Here is a 19,942-nt window from a genome sequence, read left to right as displayed (position 1 = left end):
CCGAGGGGCCGCTGAAGGCTCCTGGTGGCAGGAGGGCGAGGGCCGCCCGGCTGCGGGGCGGCTGATCCCTCTCAGGGCCGTTCGGCCCATGGCGGGCGCCGCCCCCGGCAGATCATGATCGGTGCAGCGCAGCGGTGCGCCGACCCGTCGACGGGAGCCGGTTGTGGACCAGACAGAGGTGTTCTCCCAGGACAGGCCGATCCGGGTCTTCCTCCTGGACGACCACGAGGTGGTCCGGCGGGGCGTTCACGACCTGCTGGACGCCGAGGACGACATCGTGGTCGCCGGCGAAGCGGGAACCGTCGACCACGCCCTCGCCCGGGGACCCGCCCTCCGCCCCGACGTCGCCGTCCTGGACGTCCGGCTGCCGGACGGCGACGGCATCACCGTGTGCCGGGAGCTGCGCTCGCGGATGCCGGGGCTCGCCTGTCTGATGCTGACCTCGTTCGACGACGACGATGCCCTCCTGGACGCGATCATGGCCGGGGCCGCCGGGTACGTCCTCAAGCAGATCAAGGGGTCCGACCTCGTCTCCGCCATCCGCACCGTCGCCTCCGGCCAGTCCATGCTGGACCCGGCCACGACCACGCGCCTGATGACGAGCCTGCGCGGGGACGGCGAGGACGCCGGACCCGGCGACGAGCGGCTCGCCGACCTCTCGCCCCGCGAGCGCGACATCCTCGCGCTGATCGGTGACGGGCTCACCAACCGTCAGATCGGCAAGAGCTTGTTCCTGTCCGAGAAGACGGTCAAGAACCACATCTCGCGGCTGCTCGCCAAACTCGGCGTCGAGCGCCGCATCCAGGCCGCCGTCCTCGCCACGCAGGCCGGCCGGGCCGCCCCCGAGCCGGGCCCGCAGGCGGGCGAACCCGGGGACCGCCGGGAGCAGTCCGGCCGCCAGGGCTGAGCCGGACCGCTGCCGGCGTGAGCGCGTCACGCCGCCGTCAGATGCCCGCGGCCGCCTCGTCGGCACCCGCTCGGCCACAGCCGTCCCTGCATTCATTCGCACATCCGTCCGTACACCCGGTGCACCGGGCTGACGGCCGTAAGCCTGCCGGTGCCGCATTCCTGCGCCGGGCGCGGGCGATGAACAGGGCGGCCGCCGCCTCACAGCCGAGGAACAGCACGAAGCCCGCCACGGAGAACGGACCCAGCGCGCTGATCGAGGCGTCCCGTACCCAGCCCAGCGTGCCCAGGCACAGGAGTTGCGCGATCCAGGCCGACCGCAGCGCGGCTGCACGGCCACGGGCCCGATGGGCCGTTGTTTTCGTTGTGTTGTCGTTCGCCTGCATGACTTTCCCCCGTCTCCGGCCGTTCATCGGCCGGATATCCACTTTCGGGGGAACACCCTCCGGGACCACGGGGACGGTCAGTCCCTCCCCATGGGGCCGATCGGCCCCCCGCGGATCGGGGGTCGACCCGTGCGCACGGGGGTGCACCAAGACGCCCCCGGTGGTGCCGTGGCAAGGGACACCCAGCCCCTTGAATTTTGAACTTCTTTACGGCACGGCAGGGCGGCGGGACAACCGGCCCGCGGCTATTCCGCCGGGATGGGAACGCGCCAGGTCAGTACCGTGCCGTCGCCGGAGGGCGCGGAGAGCAGCAGTTGCCCGCCGTGCCGTTCCGCGCGTTCGGTGAGGTTGCGCAACCCGCTGCGGCGCCCGTCGCCGGGCATGCCGACGCCGTCGTCGGTGACGGTGAGCACCAGGTCCCGGCCGTCGTTGACCACGGAGACGCCGACGGACGTGGCGCGGGCGTGCCGGACGACGTTCGTCAGGGCCTCCGCCAGGACCGCCACCGCGTCGTCGATGACGGCGCGCGGCACCTGGGTGTCCAGCAGGCCCTCCATCCGCAGGCCCGGCGCGAAGCCGAGGAGCGTGGCGGCGCCTCCGACGGTCTGCACGACGCGGGTGCGCAGCCCGTGCTGGGGCGCGGTCTCCCGGGACCGCAGGCCGAAGATCGTCGCCCTGATGATCTTGATGGTCTCGTCGAGGTCGTTCACCGCCCGCTGCACGCGCTCCGACGCCTCCGCGTGGTCGATGAAGCGGTCCGCGCTCTGCAGCGTCATCCCCGTGGCGAACAGCCGCTGGATCGCCAGGTCGTGCAGGTCGCGGGCGATCCGGTCGCGGTCCTCCAGCAGCGTGAGCTGCTCGGCGTCCGCCCGGCGCTCCGCCAGCTCCATGGCCATGGCCGCCTGCCCGGCGAAGTTCAGCAGGGGCTCGATCTCCTCCTGCGAGAACACCGGCCGCCCCGTGCCCCGGGCCAGGAAGAGCACGCCGATCACCGTCTGACCGGACTTGATCGGCACCGCCACCGCCGGTCCCAGCCCCGTCAGCGACTTGGGCACCGCGGAGACCCGCGGGTCCTCGTCGACGCTGAGGCTGCACACCGGCTCGCGCTCGGAGAGCACGACGCCGACCAGGGTCCCTTCGACGGGGAGGGCGACTCCGCGGATGGCGTCGGCCAGTCCGCCCGTGGCGACCTCGACGGTCAGCGCGGACCCGTCGTCCAGCGGCAGCGAGACCGTCGCCAGCTCGGCCTCGGTGATCTCCTTGGCCAGCTCGGCGATCTGGGCCATCACGTCCTGCCGCGGGCTGCCGGACATCAGACTGGTCGTCACCCGGGCGCTCGCCCGCAGCCACCGTTCGCGCCGCGTGGACTCCTCGTACAGCCGGGCGTTGTCGATGGCGACGCCGGCGGCGACGGCGAGCGTGGAGAGCACCGCCTCGTCCTCGGCGTCGAAATCCGCCCCGCCGCGCTTCTCGGTCAGGTACAAGTTCCCGAACACCTGGTCGCGGACGCGGATGGGGACGCCCACGAAGCTGTGCATCGGCGGGTGGTTGGGCGGGAAGCCGTACGAGGCGGCGTGCTCGGAGATCTTCGGCAGACGCAGCGGCGCGGGGTGCCGGATCAGCTCCCCGAGGAGCCCGTGCCCCGAGGGGAACGGCCCGATGGCCTTGATCTGCTCGTCCGTCAGCCCGACCGTGAGGAACTGCGAGAGCGTGCGCCCGTCCTGCCCGATGACCCCCAGCGCCCCGTACTGCGCGTCCACCAGCACCACCGCCGCCTCGATGATCCGGCGCAGCACGTGCTCCAGGTCCAGTTCGCGCCCCACCGACAGCACTGCCTCCAGCAGGCTGTGCACCCGGTCCCACGTACCGCGTGCGGTGTCGAGCCGCGCCTGGAGCTCCCCCAGCAGCTCGTCCAGTCTGAGGTGCGGCAGCCGCACCGAACCACCCCCGGCGGTCTCCAACGCGTCTCCTCACGAACGGGCGAGGTGTGTCTCGTCGGACCACCGTATCGGTCCCGGGGCGGGGCAGAAACGGATGCGCCCGCCCGGGCCGGAAGAAGCGGCTCCGTGGGAGAACGGCCCCGGTCCCGCCCCGATGCGAGCGGGACAGGACCGAGGTGGCGTGGAGCGGTCACCGGTGCCGGAGTGGCCCCGGCCGGAGGTGGGTTACGGCGCCATCTCGTACGCGCCGGACAGCGCCTCGACGCGCTCCCAGACGCGGGCCGAGCGGGCGTCGTCGACGACGGGGCGGCGGACCGCGCCGAGGGCCCACCGCTGCTGCTCCTCGGTGGCGGAGTCCTTGCCGTGCAGTTCGACGGCGTGCGCGGAGAAGTCGCGGACGAGGACGGCGAACAGCTCGTCGAGCACGTCCCGGTCGAGGCCGGTCAGGCGGGCCTGCTCCAGGATCAGCTGGCCGTGCACGACGAGCGCGAAGAGCTGGCCGACGGCGAGGAGGAGGTCGAGGTCGCGGCTCTGCTCCTCGTCGGGGGCGGCGGTGGTGACGAACTCGCACAGCGCGTCCGCCTGCTCCCGGAAGCGGCCGACGTTGGGCACGTCGGCGTAGGCGTCGTAGGCGGTGCGCCAGTCGTGGAAGCGGATGGCGCCCAGGCCGCGGGCCGGTCCCTGGCGGAAGAGGAAGTCGTCGTCGGCCGCGTCGAGTCGGGTCGGCACGGGCGCGTACTCGGCCGGGTTCAGCAGGTGGTTGCCCATGAACTTCAGGATCAGCGCGAGGTTGACGTGGACGGTGCCCTCCAGCTTCGGCAGGCCCCGGATCTCGGTGGCTGCCTGGGCGAAGTAGGTGTCCTTCTCGAAGCCCTTGGCCGCGATGACGTCCCACATCAGGTCGATGACCTTCTCGCCCTCCGTGGTCACCTTCATCTTCGTCATGGGGTTGAAGAGGAGGTAGCGGCGGTCGTCGGGGCCGGCGGAGCGGAAGTAGTCGACGGCGCGGTCGCTGAAGAGCTTCATCCCGACGAGGCGGACGTAGGCGTCGGTCAGCTCGCGGCGCACGTGCGGGAAGGCGGTGACCGGGCGGCCGTAGAGGATGCGGTTGTGCGCGTGGGTGACGGCCTCGTACATCGCGTGCTCGCAGATGCCGATGGCACCGGTGCAGAGGTTGAACTTGCCGACGTTGACGGTGTTGAGGGCGGCGTCGAAGGCGGCGCGGCCGGTGTGCAGGACGTCCTCGGCCGCGACCGGGTAGTCCTCCAGGCGGAACTCGCTGACGTACTTCGACGAGTCGACGACGTTCTTGACGAGGTGGTACGCCTCGTGGCGGCTGTCGGCGGCGAAGAAGACGTAGCCGTCGGGGCCCTCGACGTCGGTGCGGCGGCCGAAGACGGAGACGAGACCTGCGGCGTTGCCGTTGCCGATGTAGTACTTGGAGCCGCTCGCCCGGAAGCCGCCGTCGCCGTCCGGCTCCAGGAGCATGTCGGTGGAGTAGATGTCGGCGCCGTGGGCCTTCTCGGACAGGCCGAAGGCGAACACCTCGCCCTGGGCGAGGAGTTCGGCTGCGCGGGCGCGGGCGGTGGCGTTGTCGCTCTGCCAGACCGGGCCGAGGCCGAGGATGGTGACCTGCCACGCGTACCAGTAGTCGAGCCCGTAGAAGCCGAAGATCTCGTTGAGGGCGGCTATGCGGGCGGTGTCCCAGCGCTTGTCCTCGTTCCCGTCGGCGGCGGAGGACGGCGTCAGGAAGGTGGCGAACAGGCCCTCCTTGGCCGAGAAGGCGAGGAAGTCCGCCAGCCAGGCGCGGGAGCGGTAGTCCTCGATCAGCTTGCGCTTGCCGCGCTCCTCGAACCAGTCGACGGTGGCGCGCAGCAGCCTGCGGGTCTCGGGGTCGAAGTGCGCGGGGTCGTAGGTGCGCGGGTTGAAGAGCAGCTGGTCGGCCATGGAGGTTCGCCTTTCCGGCGTGGAGATCGGAGGGTGTGGTCTGCAGGTCAGTGCCCGGCCCGGAGCCGGTGGAGCGTGGCAAGGACGTCGTCGAGCCAGGCGATCGTCATGCGCTCGTAGGCGATGCCGCCGCGCAGGACGACGTGCTGGAGCTCCCGCCCGGCGTCGCCGGGCGTGCCGGGCGCCTCGGGCCCGGTGAAGTCGCGCCGCTCCCCCGCGAGGTAGTGCGCGAGCCGGTCGGAGTGCGCCCGGTGGTGGCGTTCGACCTCGCGGATCAGTGCGGCCGGGTCGTCGAAGGCCGCGCCGCGGATCTTCACGGCGAGGTCGTGCCGGACGCTCTCGGGTTCGATCGGCTCGTGGAGCCAGTCGGAGAGAGCGGCGCGCCCGGGGGCGGCGACGGAGTACTCCTTCTTGTCCGGCCGGCCCTGCTGCGGCACCTCGCGCACGTCGAGCCGGCCGTCGCCCTCCATCCGCTTGAGGACGCGGTAGATCTGCTGGTGGGTGGCGGTCCAGAAGTAGCCGATGGACCGCTCGAAGCGCCGGGCCAGCTCGTAGCCGGAGCCCGGCTTCTCCAGCAGGGAGACGAGGATCGCGTGCTCGAGCGCCATACCCGGATCCTGCTATGCAACTCGTTTCATAGACAAGCACCGCCGCCCGGGTGAGACGCGGCTCACTCGCCGCCGCGCCTCGGGGCCGGGTCCGGGCGAAGTGGCCCTCAGGGGCGCGGGATGTTGCGCAGGTTCGAGCGCGCCATCTGGACCATCCGGCCCACGCCGCCCTCCAGGACCATCCGTCCCGCCGACAGGGCGAAACCGCCGACCATGTCCGCGGTGATCTTCGGCGGGATCGACAGGGCGTTGGGGTCGGTCACGATGTCCACCAGCGCCGGGCCCTTGTGCCGGAACGCGTCCCGCAGGGCACCCCGCACCTGCTTCGGCTTCTCCACCCGCACGCCGTACGCACCGGCCGCGCCCGCGATGGCCGCGAAATCGGGGTTGTGGTTGGCCGTTCCGTACGCCGGGAGGCCGCCCACCATCATCTCCAGCTCGACCATGCCCAGCGACGAGTTGTTGAACAGCACCACCTTCACCGGCAGGCCGTACTGCACCAGCGTCAGGAAGTCGCCCATCAGCATGGAGAACCCGCCGTCGCCGGACATCGAGACGACCTGCCGGTCCCGGTCCAGGAACTGCGCCCCGATGGCCTGGGGCAGGGCGTTCGCCATCGACCCGTGGGTGAAGGAGCCGATGACGCGGCGTCGGCCGTTCGGGGTGAGGTAGCGGGCCGCCCAGACGTTGTTCATCCCGGTGTCGACGGTGAAGACCGCATCTTCGGCTGCTTCCTCGTCCAGGACGGAGGCCACGTACTCCGGGTGGATCGGCGTGCGCTTCTCCACCTTCCGCGTGTACGCCTTCACGACGCCTTCGAGCGCGTCGGCGTGCTTCGCGAGCATCTTGTCGAGGAACTTCCGGCTGCTCTTGACCTGCACCCGCGGCGTCAGGCAGCGCAGCGTCTCGCGGACGTCGCCCCACACCGCGAGGTCGAGCGCGGACCGCGGCCCAGGTGCTCGGGCCGCACGTCCACCTGCACGATCTTCACGTCGTCCGGCAGGAAGGCGCTGTACGGGAAGTCGGTGCCCAGCAGGATCAGCAGGTCGCACTCGTGGGTGGCCTCGTAGGCGGCCCCGTAGCCGAGCAGGCCGCTCATGCCGACGTCGTAGGGGTTGTCGTACTGGATCCACTCCTTGCCGCGCAGCGCGTGCCCGACGGGAGCCTTGACCCGCTCCGCGAAGCGCATCACCTCCTCGTGGGCCCCCGCCGTGCCGCTGCCGCAGAACAGCGTCACCTTCCCCGCCTCGTCGACCATCCGGGCGAGGGCGTCGATCTCCGCGTCCCCGGGCCGCACCGACGGCCGGGCCGTGACCAGCGCGTGCTCGCCCGAGCGGGCCGGGGCCTGCTCCCCCGCGACGTCGCCGGGCAGGACGATGACGCTGACGCCGCCGCGTCCGACGGCGTTCTGGATGCCGGTCCGCAGCACCCGCGGCATCTGCTGCGGGTTGGAGACCAGCTCGCAGTAGTGGCTGCACTCGCGGAACAGCTGGTCCGGATGGGTCTCCTGGAAGAAGCCGGTGCCGATCTCGCCGCTCGGGATGTGCGAAGCGAGCGCGAGCACGGGGGCCATGGAGCGGTGGGCGTCGTAGAGGCCGTTGATGAGGTGCAGGTTTCCCGGGCCGCAGGAGCCCGCGCAAGCCGCCAGCCTGCCGGTCAGCTGGGCCTCCGCCCCCGCGGCGAAGGCGGCGGCCTCCTCGTGCCGGACCTGGACCCAGTCGACGGCGGCATTGCGGCGCACCGCGTCCACGACCGGGTTGAGGCTGTCCCCGACGACCCCGTAGAGCCGCCGCACCCCGGCACGCGCCAGGATGTCCACGAACTGCTCCGCCACCGTCTCCTTCGGCATGAACCCGTCCTCCCGCATCGCCGGTCGCAAGGACCGGCGCGCGGCCGGTCTCTCCGCCCCTGCCCCCATCAATCCACAGAACACCTGCCGGTGCATCCCTGGCAGGAAGGGGCGGGCGCGGGGCGCTGCGGCGACCGGCCGCCTAGCGCCGCCGGTACACCGAGCGCTGGAGGTGGTCCTTGGCCGGGCCGGTGGTACGCCACTGCACGTGCCATTCGTCGGGTGAGACGACGGTGAACGTGGCGTCGTAGCCGTCCCGCCCGCAGGGGTGGCGGGTGGTCCAGTGCCCCGTGCGCAGGTCGAGGTCGTGGAAGGGCCGGCCGTCGGCGAACAGCACCTCGGCCGTGCCGTCCGGCCGGGCCAGCAGCCGGAGCGTCCGCCCGGCCCGGTTGACCGCGCCGCCCCAGCTCAGCTCGCCGTCCTCGACGTGCAGTACGGACGCGCCGTCATCGGCGGGCCGGAAGACGGCCGTGCCGTGGAACGACCCGCCGGCGCCGGTGTCCAGGTCGAGCAGGGTGCGGTCGACCGTCCACTGCCCGGACAGGTAGGCGAGGGCGTCGGGGACGGGACGGGGTGCCGAATCCCTGACGGGTGTCGGATCATGGGCGGCGCGGTTCACCGCCCCATCATCCCCCGCCGCCGTGGGGCGACGGGCCTCGCGGCGGCACAGGGTGAGGACCCCACGAGAAGGGCACGCACTGATGCGCAGCGTCTACGTCGTCACGCACCCGGAAGCGACGCACCACGTCGAAGGGGTGGTCGGCGGCTGGCACGATTCACGGCTCACGCCGGCGGGCAGGCGCGCGGCGGCCTCCATCGCCCGGGCGCTGCGGGCCGCGGTCCCCGACGGCGCCGGGGTGGAGCTGTTCTCCTCCGACCTGCAGCGGACCCGGGAGACGGCCGAAGAGGTGGCCGCGCTCCTCGGCGTGGAACCGGTCCTGGATCGCAGGCTGCGGGAGAAGTCCTACGGGGAGGCCGAGGGAAGGCCGCAGGAGTGGCTGGACCGGCGGTTCGTCCCGCCTCCGGTCACCGGGGACCGGATGGGACACCACGAGGGCGTGCCGGGGGCCGAGACCAGAGCGGTCTTCGCCCGGCGCGTCTACGCGGCCGTGGACGAGATCCTGCGCCGCCCCTGCGCGCACCAGGTCCTCGTGACGCACGGTTTCGCCCTGACGTTCGTCGTGGCGGCGTGGATCGGGATGCCGTTCGAGGCGCTGGGCCGTGTCGGCTTCCGGGCGGCCCCGGGCAGCATCACCACGCTGCGCGAGGACGACTTCTTCCACAACCGCCAGGTCGTCGGCCTCGGTGACACCCGGCACCTCGGCTCGTGACCGCGGTGTGCCTCACGCGGCCCGGGCCTCCCGGCGGTAGCCGCCCGGGGCCCGGCCGTATTCGCGTTTGAACGCCTTGGCGAAGGCGTATTCGGAGCCGTATCCGGTCCGGGCCGCGACGGTGGTGAGCGGAGCGTCGGTCTCGCGCAGCAGCCGGGCGGCGGTCGTCATGCGCCAGCGGGTCAGATAGGCCATGGGCGGCTCTCCGACGAGGGCCGTGAAGCGGCGGGCGAAGGCCGCGCGGGACAGGCCCACGCGCTCGGCGAGCGCCTCGACGGTCCACTGGGCGGCCGGGTCCGCGTGGACGGCGGAGAGCGCCGGGGCGACGGCGCTGTCGCCGAGGGCGGCCGCCCAGCCCTTGGCCGCCGTCGGGGGCTGGTCCTCGAACCAGGCGCGCAGGATGTAGAGGAGCAGCGAGTCGATGAGCGCGGGGACGATGCCGGCCGATCCGATGCGGGGGTTCTCCAGCTCCGTGCCGAGGAGCTGGACGGCGGCGCTCAGTTCGGGGTGGCGGCCGTGCCGGGTGGGGAGGTGGATGATCTCGGGGAGCCGGCTCACCAGGGGGTGGGGGCGCCCCTGGTCCAGGTGGTAGTTGCCGCACAGCAGGCTGGTACTGGGGCCGTCGCCGCCGATGGTGACCGTGCCGAGCGGCGAGCCGGGCCGGAACTGCTCCGGCCGCTCCGCTTCGGCCGGCGTGGCGGGGTCGTCGGCGAGGATGTGCCCGCGGCCGTCGCGCAGGAAGACCACGTCGCCCGGGCCGAGGGCGAGGGGCTTCAGGTGCGGCGCGTCGCCGAGGGGGACGAGCCAGCAGGTGCCGTGCAGCACCACGTGGAAGCCGGCGCCGGCGACCGGGGGGAGGCGCAGCCCCCAGGGGGCGCGGCCGTGGGTGCGTACGGACCTGGGCTGCCCGGTCCGCATCGAGCCCAGCGCCTCGGTCAGGATGTCCAACGCCGTCCCCTCTCGTCCCCGTCACCGGCCGTCCGGCCAGCCTACGTCCCGGCCCGTGTCAGTCCACGGTCAGGACGATCTTGCCCTGGGTACGGCCCGATCCGACCGCCTCGTGGGCCGCGGCGGCCTCGGCCAGGGGGAACGTTTCGGCGACGTGGGGGCGGATGCGGCCGGCGTCCACGAGGGCGGCGATCGCCTCCAGCGAGGCGTAGTCGGGCTCGACGGAGATTCCGGCGAAGTTCCGGCCCGCGGCCTCGACCTGGGCGGCGAGCTCCTGGTTCCAGTGCTCCATGATGCTGACGAGCGTGCCGCCGGGACGCAGGACTGACAGGGAGCGGACGCCTTCGGAGGAGGAGTCGAAGACGACGTCGACGTCCTTGACCGCCTCCGTGAAGTCGGTGGTGCGGTAGTCGATGACCTCGTCGGCGCCCAGGCCGCGCAGGAAGTCGTGCTTGGGGGCGCTCGCCATGGCGATCACGTGGGCGCCTCGGGCCTTGGCGATCTGCACGGCGAGGTGGCCGACGCCGCCGGCGGCGCGGTGGATCAGCACCCGCTGCCCTTCGGTGATCCGGGCCGCGTCCACCAGTCCCTGCCAGGCGGTGAGCGCGGCGAGCGGGAGGGCCGCGGCGTGCACGTGGTCGAGGCCGGCGGGCTTGCGGGCCACCTGGCGGGACGGCACGGCGACGTACTCGGCGTAGCCGGTGGCGGCGCGCGGGAAGAACGGCATGCCGAAGACCTCGTCACCCGGCTTGAAGCGGGCGCCCGGGCCGGCCTCCTCGACGACGCCGGAGATGTCCCAGCCGACGCCGAAGGGCGGCTCGCCGAGCAGCGGGTACGCGCCGGAGCGGACGGCCACGTCGACCGGGTTCACGCCGCTGGCGTGGACGCGGACGAGGACCTCGCCGCCGAGGGGGGTGGGACGCTCGGTCTCGACGACCTCCAGGACCTCGGGGCCTCCGAAGGACTTCTGGACGACAGCGCGCATGGTGATCTCTCCCTGTGAGGGGCCGGGGCGGTGTCCCCGGCGGTTGATGTGCTCAACATTAGGGAGATCGAATGAGCGGATGAATATCCCTGGGTCTTGGAAAGATGTCCCATCGTCTTCACGGCCGGGATCCTGAACCATCCCCGGGGGCGGCTACTCCAGGGCACGCGGCGACCGCGCTCCGGAGTGTGGGATTCCCCTCAGCGACACCGCTTGAACAGTCAAAAGAGTGTGGGGTTAGCATATGAGCGCCGCCTAGCTCGATCGAGAGATGGACCTGCACCTGTGACTGTCAACGAGGACTCGTTCACAAGCTGGAAGAACCGCGAGGAGATCGCGGAGTCGATGATCCCGATCATCGGGAAGCTGCACCGGGAGCAGGACGTCACGGTCCTCCTCCACAGCCGCTCCCTGGTGAACAAGTCGGTGGTCAGCATCCTGAAGACCCACCGTTTCGCCCGGCAGATAGCCGGCGAGGAGCTCTCGGTCACCGAGACGCTGCCGTTCCTGCAGGCCCTGACCACGCTCGATCTCGGCCCTTCCCAGATCGACCTCGGCATGCTCGCCGCCACGTACAAGGCCGACGACCGCGGTCTCTCGGTGGAGGACTTCACCGCCGAGGCCGTCGCCGGCGCCACGGGTGACAACAAGATCGAGCGGTGCGAGGGCCGCGACGTCGTCCTCTACGGCTTCGGCCGCATCGGCCGCCTCGTCGCCCGCCTCCTCATCGAGAAGGCCGGTTCGGGCAACGGCCTGCGGCTGCGCGCCATCGTCGTCCGCCAGGGCGGCGACCAGGACATCGTGAAGCGCGCCTCGCTGCTGCGGCGCGACTCCATCCACGGCCAGTTCCAGGGCACGATCACCGTCGACGAGGCGACCAGCACGATCGTCGCCAACGGCAACGAGATCAAGGTGATCTACGCCAACGACCCGTCCGAGGTCGACTACACGGCGTACGGCATCGAGGACGCCATCCTCATCGACAACACGGGCAAGTGGCGCGACCGCGAGGGCCTGTCCAAGCACCTGCGCCCCGGCATCGACAAGGTCGTCCTGACCGCGCCCGGCAAGGGCGACGTGCCCAACATCGTGCACGGCGTCAACCACGACATGATCAAGCCGGACGAGCGGGTCCTGTCCTGCGCGTCCTGCACCACCAACGCGATCGTCCCGCCGCTGAAGGCGATGGACGACGAGTACGGCGTGCTGCGCGGCCACGTGGAGACGGTCCACTCGTTCACGAACGACCAGAACCTGCTGGACAACTACCACAAGGCCGACCGCCGCGGCCGTTCCGCGCCGCTGAACATGGTCATCACCGAGACCGGTGCCGCCTCGGCCGTCGCCAAGGCGCTGCCCGACCTCAAGGCGCCGATCACCGGCAGCTCGATCCGCGTTCCGGTGCCGGACGTCTCGATCGCGATCCTCAGCCTGCGGCTCGGGCGCGAGACCAACCGCGAGGAGGTCCTCGAGTACCTCCGCGACGTCTCGCTGAACTCGCCGCTGAAGCGCCAGATCGACTTCACCACCGCCCCCGACGCCGTGTCCATGGACTTCGTCGGCTCGCGCCACGCCTCGATCGTCGACGCCGGCGCCACCAAGGTCGACGGCGACAACGCGATCCTCTATCTGTGGTACGACAACGAGTTCGGCTACTCCTGCCAGGTCATCCGTGTCGTCCAGCACGTGTCCGGGGTGGAGTACCCGACCTTCCCGGTGCCGCAGGTCTGATCCCGGCGCACTTGTCTTCTCCGGCGTTCCCGAACGCCGCGGCCGGGCGGCCACCTCAACGGCGAGGTGGCCGCCCGGCCGTTTTCCGTGGGCCTCTCACACTCCCCCGTCCGGCCCGTCCTGATCCAGGGCCAGGAGGGCCGCGCCGATCCACCCCGCCTCCGGCCCGAGGCGGGCCGGCCTGATGTCCGGGAGTTCACGGTGGGCGCCCGCGGTGACGTACCGGGCGAAGCTCGAACGGGTGGGGGCCAGCAGCAGTTCACCGGCTTCCGCGACGCCGCCGCCGACGACCACCAGCTCGACGTCGAAGAGGTTGACGAGCGTCGCGATGCCGATGCCGAGCCAGTGGCCGAGGCGTTCCAACTGGGCACGTGCGGCCGGGTCTCCGGTGCGCGCGGCTGCGGAGACCGTCTCCCCGGTCACGCGGCCGGGCCCTCCGGCGAGCGTGGCCAGCGTCCCGCCGGGTTCGGCCGCGGCCGCCGCGCTGCCGTAGCGACCGAGCGCCCGCCCGGAGGCAAGGGGTTCGAGGCAGCCGACGATGCCGCAGCCGCAGCGTTCGGTGCCGTGCGGGTCGACGATCGTGTGCCCGAATTCCATGGCGATCCCGGTGCGGCCGCGGAAGAGTCGGTCCGCCAGGACGAGACCGCCGCCGACGCCGGTGCCCACGGTGACGAATGCCATGTAGGCGGCGCTGTTTCCCTTGCGGTACTCCGCCCAGCAGGCGGCATTGGCATCGTTGTCGACAAGGGCCGGCAGTCCGGTGGCTTCCTGGAGCAGGCGGCGGAGCGGCAGATCGCGGTAGGCATTGTTGGGAGCGGTCCGGATGCGGCCTTCGGGCCAGTGGATGAGGCCCGCCGCTCCGACGCCGACGGCGACGGTCCCGGGATTCCGGGAGTGCAGTTCTTCGACCAGGACGGAAACGGCCTTCAGGATGGCCGCCTGGTCGGAGGGGCACGGCACGGCCGGGACCCGTTCGACGATGCGGCCTCCCGCGTCGACCACTCCTGCTGCGATCTTCGTGCCTCCGATGTCGAGTCCGATGGCGAGCCGGTCGTCGTCGTGGAACCGTGGGCGCATGGGGGACACTCCTACCGGGGTCGGAGCCGGACGCCGAAACAACTCTGCAGCGCGATCAGCGCGGCGCCGTGCGCACCACGGACGGCATCCAGCGGCTTGGTGACGATGTGACAGTCCCTGCTGATGTGGAACGTGTGCGCGGGAAACTTCCTCATCGCGTGGAGGAAGGAATTCGCCGCCCGGCGCCCCGGCCCGCCGCTGATGAGATCCTCCGCCGCATAGATCACCACCTGGGTCGGGCCGAACGTGGTGAGCATTGTGGCGATGCCACGGGCGATCGAGGTCCCGGCCTTGCGGAAGGCCGCTGCCGCCTGGCGGGCCTGCGGGTCGTTGCTGTCGGCGAGCGCGATCGCGGCCTCCAGCCCGTCCAGTTCCCGCCCGGTCAGCTCTTTGACCACGGCGGTCAGCGCCCGGTTGCCGACCTGGCTCTCGATGCACCCCCGCATTCCGCAGTCACAGATCCGGCCCCGCTGCCAGACCTGGAGGTGCCCGAACTCCATCGGGACGGAGATCCGTTCGCCCCGGACGACCATTCCGGCACCCACGCCGTCGCGGACGAGCACGACCCCGAACGTCGCGCTCCTGCTGCCCACGCCGAGGCTCTGCTCGTACGCCGCGAAGGCGTGGGCGTCGTTCTCCACCGACGTGGCGCAGCCCATCTTGAAGGCGAGCTCCGCGCCGAGGGGGACGTCCACCCACTCGTACGGAGGGGGCTTCTCGTGCCGGTGGTCGTCGGGGCCGTTGACGAGGTGGAGGACCGTTCCCGTGTCCGGATCGACGGGGCCGCCCACCTGGACCCCGACGCACACCCTGCTCCGGGGGAAGGCGCAGCCCAGTCTGTCGTCCATCAGACGGCCCGCCATCTCGGCCACGCGCTTCACCACCTCCGCCGACTCCATGACCGTGAGGTGCCGACGGGTGCGGGCCATCACCACACCGTCGGATCCGACGACGACCCCCGTGAGTTTGTACGGCTGGAGTTCGACGCCGACCGCGTAGTGCCCGTGGTCGAGCTCGTACGAACGCCGCAGCACCTGCCGCACTTTCACGTCGTTCACGTTCATGAGATGTCACCTGTGTCCGGTGGTGCGCTCAGGAGAGGAGATCAGGCCATCGGTCCGGAGGCACTCCCTCCGGGTACCGCTGGGCCGCGGCGCGGATGGCGATGGGCGTCAGAGTGACGATCTCGTCGGTGTCGCACGCCTCCTCGTCGTCGCCGGCCACGCGACGCAGTTCCTCCGCCTGCTCGGTGGTCGCGCAGTCCCACAGCACACCCACGAGACCGGATGCGTCCGTGTCCTCGAATTCGTCGAAGGAATCCTGCTCGGCCATGAGGCGGCGGCTCCGGTCGGCATAGGGCAGGTGCCGCACGCACTCGGTGAGAAACGCCGCCTTCACTTCCGGCACGGCGGCCTGCGGTTCCGGAACCGGCTGCTGCGCCCCGTCGCGGAAACTGCTCAGGGCCCGCGCCGCCGTCTCCACCGCCAGCGCGTCGACGTCGTCCCGGTGGAGACGGACACCCGGGCGGCCCGCGGTCGCGACGGCCAGCAGCCAGAGGCGGACGACGTGATAGCCGTAGGCGGCCCAGCCGGCCTGGGAGGCGAAGCCGGAGCCATCGGCCGTCCGTGCGGGGCTCGCCTCCGGTGCTGCCGCCGTCGCGGCCCCGACGAGCCGCTGCAGGCGCTCCTCCACCGCGTCCGGGGTCAGCCGGCTCTCGACGTCGGCCCGGACGGTCCGGAGAAAACGCTCGAAGGCCGGATGCACGCACGGCGTGGCATCTCTGGCGGCCTTCGGCCGGGCCCTGCGTGTTGCGAGACCCCGCTCATCCCTTGCGGACACGCGGACCTCCTTCTTGTCCCTCGTAGTTGTCCAGCAGGCTGCGCAACGTGGCGATCGCGTGCCGCAGATTGCTGCGGACGGTGCTCGCCTTCACGCTCAGGAGTTCAGCGGTTTCCTGCGCGGAGTATCCGTCCAGGTGCAGGGCCAGGACCTGCCCCTGCCGGGGCGGGAGACCGCGCAGGATCTCCAGCACCTTTTCGTGCTCGTCCGGTTCGGCGCGGTCCGGTGACGCCGGTCCCGACAGGCGTGCGCTCCGCGATTCCAGGGCCAGTCGTCTGCGATTGCGCTCGGCCTTCTTGCAATACGCGTGCCAGGCGACCTTCCGGACCCAGCCCGCGGGGCTCTTGCAGCCCGGCCAATTGCGCAGGAGCTCCTGCATGGCGTCCTGCGCCGCATCCTCGGCTTCCTCATAGGTCGCCCCGGCTCTCATCAGACTGTGCACGACTCGTGGATACTCCGCCGTAAAGAAAGCGGCGAAAACCGGTAACTCAGCGGGTACGGCCCCGTGATCTCCTCGGGGGCTCACGCAGCCACCTCCTCCGGGTCGGTCCACACCCTTAAAGGTCCCTGAGAAGGCGATGGCGTGCAAAGGCCGCCGGGAGCCGCTCCTCGGCAGCCTCCGCCCACGGAACTTGCACGGGACGGGCGCTTTTCCGCCCCTTCTTCGATGACAGCCCCGACGGAGGAGAGGCCCTGATGAGTCGCCGTACCGGCACACCACACCCCGACGGCAGCGGCCCCGCCGGCCCGAAGCGCCACCCGAGCCCCACGGAGGTCGTGGCGCTCGTCAACGGCACGACGGCGAGCCTCGGAAGCGCGTACCTGCTGACGTCATCGGTCCTGATCACGGTGCTGGCCGGAGTGCTGGCAGCAGCCGTCACGGCCCTGCACTTCATCTCCGGCCCCTGAGCCCGCCGCGCCCCGAGCCCGTCATGGGGCCGGGGCCGGCGCCCGCCGCGGGCTGTGTACGATACGCCCGCACAACTGCACGAATTCGAAGGGCGCCGCCATGCCTGGCCCGCAGACGACCACTCCGGCACCGTCCGATCCGCCGCACGACCCCGAGGGCGCACCCCGGCAGCGCAACCCCTGGTCGAAGCGCCGGAAGGTCGCGACGGCGGTCGCCGCCGTGGCCGTGCTGGGCGCCGTACTGCCCGACCTGCAGAAGGACGGCACGCAGGGCACCGCGGCGGACGCGAAGGCGGCCGGCACGAAGCAGCCCCGCGGCGTGAAGCCCGGCGCGGCGGCCGCCTCTTCCGCGACGAGCACCGCGGAGCCGACGCGACCGCCGGCCGCCGACTACCGCGGCCAGAACCTGGACGTCGCGTACGGAAAGGCCCGGAAGGCCGGGTTCATCGTGAACTCCCACGATGCGTCCGAGAAGAACAAGTTCATCCGGGGCCGTACGACGTGGACCGTCTGCTTCCAGGAGGCCGGCCGGCCGCTCGGCACGAAGCCGACGCTCGACTTCGGCGTCGTGCCGAAGGACGCCCCGTGCCCGAAGGAGGACGGCCGGCCCATACCGTGGCCCACCATGCCCGAGCTGGTGTGGAAGACGTGGTGGACGGCCCGCGCCGAGGTCATCGCCCTGGGGGTCCCCGCCGGCCGCATCGAGGCACGCAAGGCCTACCGCAACGACAAGCTGCCCGACGAAGGCGAGTACGACGACTGGCGGGTGTGCGCGCACGACCCGGCCAAGGACGCGAAGGTCGAGAGCGGCACACGGGTGACGCTCTACCTGTCGTCCAAGGACAACGGCTGCCCGGAGCCCGACCGGGGCAACGGCACGTCCGTGGACCTGCCGGACCGGGACGGCGACCTCGATCCGGACTACCGCGACCCCTTCCCCGGCGACCGCAACCGCAACACCGCCTTCCCGGACGGCATTCCCCGCCTGGGCGACTCCGGCGGCTCCGGCGGCTCGTCCGGCGGTTCCCACGGCGGCGGCCGGATCATCTGCCGCCACACCCGTCTGTGCTGACGGCCGGAGGAGGACGGACGCGCTGACAGGCGCCCGGGCCGGGCGGGACCCGGTCCGGGAACGCCCCGCGGGCCGTCGAGGTCGGCGCCGAGCGCGCGGAGTGCGGCGAAAACGTCGGCTGCTGCGTCACTCGCGCGCCGGCGCAGGCTTCGGTGTGCCTCAGTAAGCCGCGTGGGGCTGGGTGAAGTAGTCCGAGTCCTTGGGGCGGGAGGCGTCGCGGCCGGCGGGGCGGGGGGCCGGTACCAGGTGGGGTATGTACTTGGAGCAGTGGATATAGGCCTCCTCGACGGTGAGGTGCACCCACATTTCCGGACTGCGCCCGGGCGCGACGTCGGTGGGCAGGCCGGGGCGGAGACGCCGGAGGTCGCTGTCGTGGTAGAGGTGGGCGACGCCGTTGACGTGAAGTCCCACGTGGTGGTGGGTGAAGTCCACGAAGAGCATGCCGAGGTGCGGGTTCTCGACCATGTTGCCCGCGCTGGCCAGCACACCGTTGCCGCGGAATTCGGGGTAGGCGAGGGTGTGGGCGTCGATCACGTGGACGAAACCCGGCGGCCCGGCCCGGAAGCTGGCGTCGCATTCCCCGTGGGAGTCCGCGGTGGCCAGGAAGACCATGGCCTGGCGCCCGATGAATTCCTGCATCTCCGGCGTGAGATGGCGACGCACCTGCTGATCGTAGAACCGGGCGGCGCGGTCCGCAGTGCCCATGTGCTGCTGCAGCTGGTGTTCACCCGCTGATCCGAAGGACGGCGGAGGCATGGTCACGAAGGGGTCTCCTGGCAGGTGACAGGTCGGATTCGGAGGGGGGCGGCGCGGCTCAGGGAGCGGACAGGACGGGAGTCTCGAAGGGGTCGTGATGAATGCGGTCGGGCCGGGTGCCGCTGAGGGTGAGCATCTCCTTGGCGGAGGCGACCATTTGGGCCGGGCCGCTGAGAAAGACGTCGTGCTCGTACCACGGCCCGTATTCGGCCAGTACGTCCGGGAGGGATCCGCGGATTCCGGGAATGTACTCGTCGGAGACCGCGCCCTTGATGGTCAGCCAGTGGTGCCGCTGGGCCATCCGGAGCATGTCGTCGACCCCGTACAGCTCGGCCCCGGTCCGGGCGCCGAGGAACAGGTGCACTTGCCGGTATCCCCCTCGCCGGGCGACCTCTTCGACGAGTGCGCGGACCGGGGCGAGACCGGTGCCGCCGGCCACGAAGACCAGTTCGCCCTGGTCGGCCACGTCCAGGGTCATGTCGCCCATCGGGGGCCCGAGCCGGATGACGTCCCCCACCGCCGCCCGGTGCACCAGCGCCTCGCTGACCGAGCCGCCGGGCACGGCGCGCACGTGAAAGGTGAGGGTGCCGTCCTCGCGAGGCGCGTTGGCGGCGGAGTAGTAGCGCCACCGCTTCGGCCACCACGGGGTCTCGACGCTCACGTACTGGCCTGCGGCGTACTCGTACGGAATATGGGGACGTACGGTGATTTCGGCGATGCCGTGGCCGCGCGAGACGCGGTGCACGACCGTGGCGGGCCACACGGCGGGCCGTACCGCCTCGTCCTCCTCGGCCGCACTGATCATGACCTGCGCGACCGTGCCGTACGCCTTCGTCCAGGCGGCGGCGATCTCCGGGGTCCACGCGGAACCGGCGTACCGGGCCAGCGTGGCGAGGAGGCATTCGCCCACGGCCGGGAAATGCGCGGCGGCGGTGCCGAATTTACGGTGATCGCGGCCGAGGTGTCCGCAGAAGCGGACGAGGTTTTCGGGGTCGTCGACCAGGTCAACGATGCGCAGCAGCGCGCGCAGGAGGCGATCGCGCTGGGCGTCCATCCCTTCCGGGAACATCGAACGGACTTCGGGATAGCGGGCGAACAGGACTGCGTAGAAGTAGACCGTTATTTCCCCTGCGAGGGGTTCGACCACCGAGAGGGACGTCCTGATGAGGGCGATCTCGTGGTCCGACAACGGCGCTTCAGCGGTCTCCGGCTCTACGGCATGCACAGCCTGGACGTCATGGTCGGCATGGACGTCATGGCCGGCATGGACGCCGTGGACGGGCTCCGGGTACTCGGGGTATTCCGAGTACTGCGGGTACTCGCGATACTCGGGGTGCTCCGGGTACTGCGGGTACTCCGGGTACTCGGGGTATTCCGAAGCCGTGCGTGCGGGCGTACTGCTCGGGCGACCGATCCGGAATCTCAACGGTCCAGCGCTCCCCCAGCGGATCTCGGTCGAGAGCGAGCGGCAAGGAGGTCGAATGGGGCCGGCATGAGTCCTCATCGGAGTGCGGAGTCGATGAAGCGGACTGACCGCTTCCGGATGTCCCCCGATCCTGAGGGAGGTTCACGAGGTGAGGAAGAGCTGCACCCGCTAGAAGTCGGTGCGAGTTCTTGTGGAACCACGCTGGCTGAAAATGATCGGTGTGATGACTTGA

At 71.4% G+C, this 19,942-nt stretch carries 17 protein-coding genes and 1 pseudogene; 5 read left to right on the top strand and 13 right to left on the bottom strand.

Features of this window, described 5'->3' with window-relative positions; all coding sequences use genetic code 11:
* Window positions 1-163 precede the first annotated feature (163 nt).
* Window positions 164-907, top strand: coding sequence for a response regulator (locus AS857_RS13350; protein WP_079110292.1), 744 nt, complete (start codon window positions 164-166; stop codon window positions 905-907).
* A gap of 630 nt (window positions 908-1,537) precedes the next feature.
* Here AS857_RS13350 and AS857_RS13345 read toward each other — a convergent pair.
* The 5 genes and pseudogenes from AS857_RS13345 to AS857_RS13325 all read right to left on the bottom strand — a co-directional run bounded on the left by AS857_RS13345 (window position 1,538) and on the right by AS857_RS13325 (window position 8,255).
* Complete coding sequence (locus AS857_RS13345; protein ID WP_058043316.1) at window positions 1,538-3,253, bottom strand: GAF domain-containing sensor histidine kinase; 1,716 nt, start codon at window positions 3,251-3,253, stop codon at window positions 1,538-1,540.
* A gap of 204 nt (window positions 3,254-3,457) precedes the next feature.
* Window positions 3,458-5,179: an acyl-CoA dehydrogenase family protein gene (locus tag AS857_RS13340; RefSeq protein ID WP_058043315.1), complete on the bottom strand. Its 1,722-nt coding sequence runs from the start codon at window positions 5,177-5,179 to the stop codon at window positions 3,458-3,460.
* A 47-nt stretch (window positions 5,180-5,226) separates the two neighbouring features.
* A complete protein-coding gene (locus AS857_RS13335) occupies window positions 5,227-5,787 on the bottom strand; it encodes a PadR family transcriptional regulator (protein WP_058043314.1) in 561 nt (186 codons plus the stop codon).
* Window positions 5,788-5,894: 107 nt separating this feature from the next.
* Window positions 5,895-7,636 (bottom strand): annotated as a pseudogene (locus tag AS857_RS13330) (pyruvate dehydrogenase).
* A gap of 142 nt (window positions 7,637-7,778) precedes the next feature.
* Window positions 7,779-8,255 carry a DUF6314 family protein gene (locus AS857_RS13325; RefSeq protein WP_058043313.1) on the bottom strand — a complete coding sequence of 159 codons (477 nt, stop codon included), beginning with the start codon at window positions 8,253-8,255 and terminating at the stop codon, window positions 7,779-7,781.
* A gap of 82 nt (window positions 8,256-8,337) precedes the next feature.
* Here AS857_RS13325 and AS857_RS13320 point away from each other — a divergent pair, with 82 nt between their 5' ends.
* The gene (locus AS857_RS13320) at window positions 8,338-8,967 is read left to right on the top strand and encodes a histidine phosphatase family protein (protein ID WP_058043312.1); all 630 of its coding nucleotides are present in this window, start codon (window positions 8,338-8,340) and stop codon (window positions 8,965-8,967) included.
* A gap of 12 nt (window positions 8,968-8,979) precedes the next feature.
* Here the strand turns inward: AS857_RS13320 and AS857_RS13315 are convergent, their stop codons facing one another.
* Both AS857_RS13315 and AS857_RS13310 read right to left on the bottom strand, forming a co-directional pair.
* Window positions 8,980-9,915 carry an AraC family transcriptional regulator gene (locus tag AS857_RS13315; protein ID WP_058043311.1) on the bottom strand — a complete coding sequence of 312 codons (936 nt, stop codon included), beginning with the start codon at window positions 9,913-9,915 and terminating at the stop codon, window positions 8,980-8,982.
* A 58-nt stretch (window positions 9,916-9,973) separates the two neighbouring features.
* Complete coding sequence (locus AS857_RS13310; RefSeq protein ID WP_058043310.1) at window positions 9,974-10,900, bottom strand: NADP-dependent oxidoreductase; 927 nt, start codon at window positions 10,898-10,900, stop codon at window positions 9,974-9,976.
* A 285-nt stretch (window positions 10,901-11,185) separates the two neighbouring features.
* Here AS857_RS13310 and AS857_RS13305 point away from each other — a divergent pair, with 285 nt between their 5' ends.
* Window positions 11,186-12,631, top strand: a complete 1,446-nt coding sequence (locus AS857_RS13305; RefSeq protein WP_058043309.1) for a glyceraldehyde-3-phosphate dehydrogenase — start codon at window positions 11,186-11,188, stop codon at window positions 12,629-12,631.
* 96 nt (window positions 12,632-12,727) lie between these two features.
* On the opposite strand, the gene AS857_RS13300 is transcribed toward AS857_RS13305, so the two are convergent.
* Genes AS857_RS13300 through AS857_RS39935 form a run of 4 tightly spaced genes read right to left on the bottom strand, consistent with a single transcriptional unit; the run spans window position 12,728 to window position 16,073 of the window.
* The gene (locus tag AS857_RS13300) at window positions 12,728-13,708 is read right to left on the bottom strand and encodes an ROK family protein (RefSeq protein WP_058043308.1); all 981 of its coding nucleotides are present in this window, start codon (window positions 13,706-13,708) and stop codon (window positions 12,728-12,730) included.
* Window positions 13,709-13,719: 11 nt separating this feature from the next.
* On the bottom strand, window positions 13,720-14,772 hold the full coding sequence (locus tag AS857_RS13295; RefSeq protein WP_058043307.1) for an ROK family protein: 1,053 nt from the start codon (window positions 14,770-14,772) through the stop codon (window positions 13,720-13,722).
* A gap of 28 nt (window positions 14,773-14,800) precedes the next feature.
* Complete coding sequence (locus AS857_RS13290; RefSeq protein ID WP_058043306.1) at window positions 14,801-15,472, bottom strand: hypothetical protein; 672 nt, start codon at window positions 15,470-15,472, stop codon at window positions 14,801-14,803.
* Window positions 15,473-15,530: 58 nt separating this feature from the next.
* Window positions 15,531-16,073: an RNA polymerase sigma factor gene (locus AS857_RS39935; RefSeq protein ID WP_275477356.1), complete on the bottom strand. Its 543-nt coding sequence runs from the start codon at window positions 16,071-16,073 to the stop codon at window positions 15,531-15,533.
* A gap of 170 nt (window positions 16,074-16,243) precedes the next feature.
* Here AS857_RS39935 and AS857_RS13280 point away from each other — a divergent pair, with 170 nt between their 5' ends.
* Window positions 16,244-16,456: a hypothetical protein gene (locus tag AS857_RS13280; protein ID WP_058043304.1), complete on the top strand. Its 213-nt coding sequence runs from the start codon at window positions 16,244-16,246 to the stop codon at window positions 16,454-16,456.
* A gap of 100 nt (window positions 16,457-16,556) precedes the next feature.
* On the top strand, window positions 16,557-17,528 hold the full coding sequence (locus tag AS857_RS13275) for a PASTA domain-containing protein (RefSeq protein ID WP_058043303.1): 972 nt from the start codon (window positions 16,557-16,559) through the stop codon (window positions 17,526-17,528).
* A 159-nt stretch (window positions 17,529-17,687) separates the two neighbouring features.
* Here AS857_RS13275 and AS857_RS13270 read toward each other — a convergent pair whose 3' ends face one another.
* The gene (locus AS857_RS13270; RefSeq protein ID WP_058044126.1) at window positions 17,688-18,284 is read right to left on the bottom strand and encodes a pyridoxamine 5'-phosphate oxidase family protein; all 597 of its coding nucleotides are present in this window, start codon (window positions 18,282-18,284) and stop codon (window positions 17,688-17,690) included.
* 58 nt (window positions 18,285-18,342) lie between these two features.
* The gene (locus AS857_RS13265; RefSeq protein ID WP_245699812.1) at window positions 18,343-19,710 is read right to left on the bottom strand and encodes a globin domain-containing protein; all 1,368 of its coding nucleotides are present in this window, start codon (window positions 19,708-19,710) and stop codon (window positions 18,343-18,345) included.
* Window positions 19,711-19,942 lie beyond the last annotated feature (232 nt).

Source organism: Streptomyces roseifaciens, from assembly GCF_001445655.1.
Taxonomy (GTDB): domain Bacteria; phylum Actinomycetota; class Actinomycetes; order Streptomycetales; family Streptomycetaceae; genus Streptomyces; species Streptomyces aureoversilis.
The sequence above is the reverse complement of the archived record's forward strand: the minus strand, read 5'-3'. Positions and strand labels throughout refer to the sequence as shown.

Excerpts from the sequence above, each read along its gene's own strand:
- AS857_RS13340 (WP_058043315.1), bottom strand. The coding sequence starts at position 5,179 with ATGGCCGACCAGCTGCTCTTCAACCCGCGCACCTACGACCCCGCGCAC.
- AS857_RS13335 (WP_058043314.1), bottom strand. The coding sequence starts at position 5,787 with ATGGCGCTCGAGCACGCGATCCTCGTCTCCCTGCTGGAGAAGCCGGGC.
- AS857_RS13320 (WP_058043312.1), top strand. The coding sequence starts at position 8,338 with ATGCGCAGCGTCTACGTCGTCACGCACCCGGAAGCGACGCACCACGTC.
- AS857_RS13310 (WP_058043310.1), bottom strand. The coding sequence starts at position 10,900 with ATGCGCGCTGTCGTCCAGAAGTCCTTCGGAGGCCCCGAGGTCCTGGAG.
- AS857_RS13300 (WP_058043308.1), bottom strand. The coding sequence starts at position 13,708 with ATGCGCCCACGGTTCCACGACGACGACCGGCTCGCCATCGGACTCGAC.
- AS857_RS13295 (WP_058043307.1), bottom strand. The coding sequence starts at position 14,772 with ATGAACGTGAACGACGTGAAAGTGCGGCAGGTGCTGCGGCGTTCGTAC.
- AS857_RS13280 (WP_058043304.1), top strand. The coding sequence starts at position 16,244 with ATGAGTCGCCGTACCGGCACACCACACCCCGACGGCAGCGGCCCCGCC.
- AS857_RS13275 (WP_058043303.1), top strand. The coding sequence starts at position 16,557 with ATGCCTGGCCCGCAGACGACCACTCCGGCACCGTCCGATCCGCCGCAC.
- AS857_RS13270 (WP_058044126.1), bottom strand. The coding sequence starts at position 18,284 with ATGCCTCCGCCGTCCTTCGGATCAGCGGGTGAACACCAGCTGCAGCAG.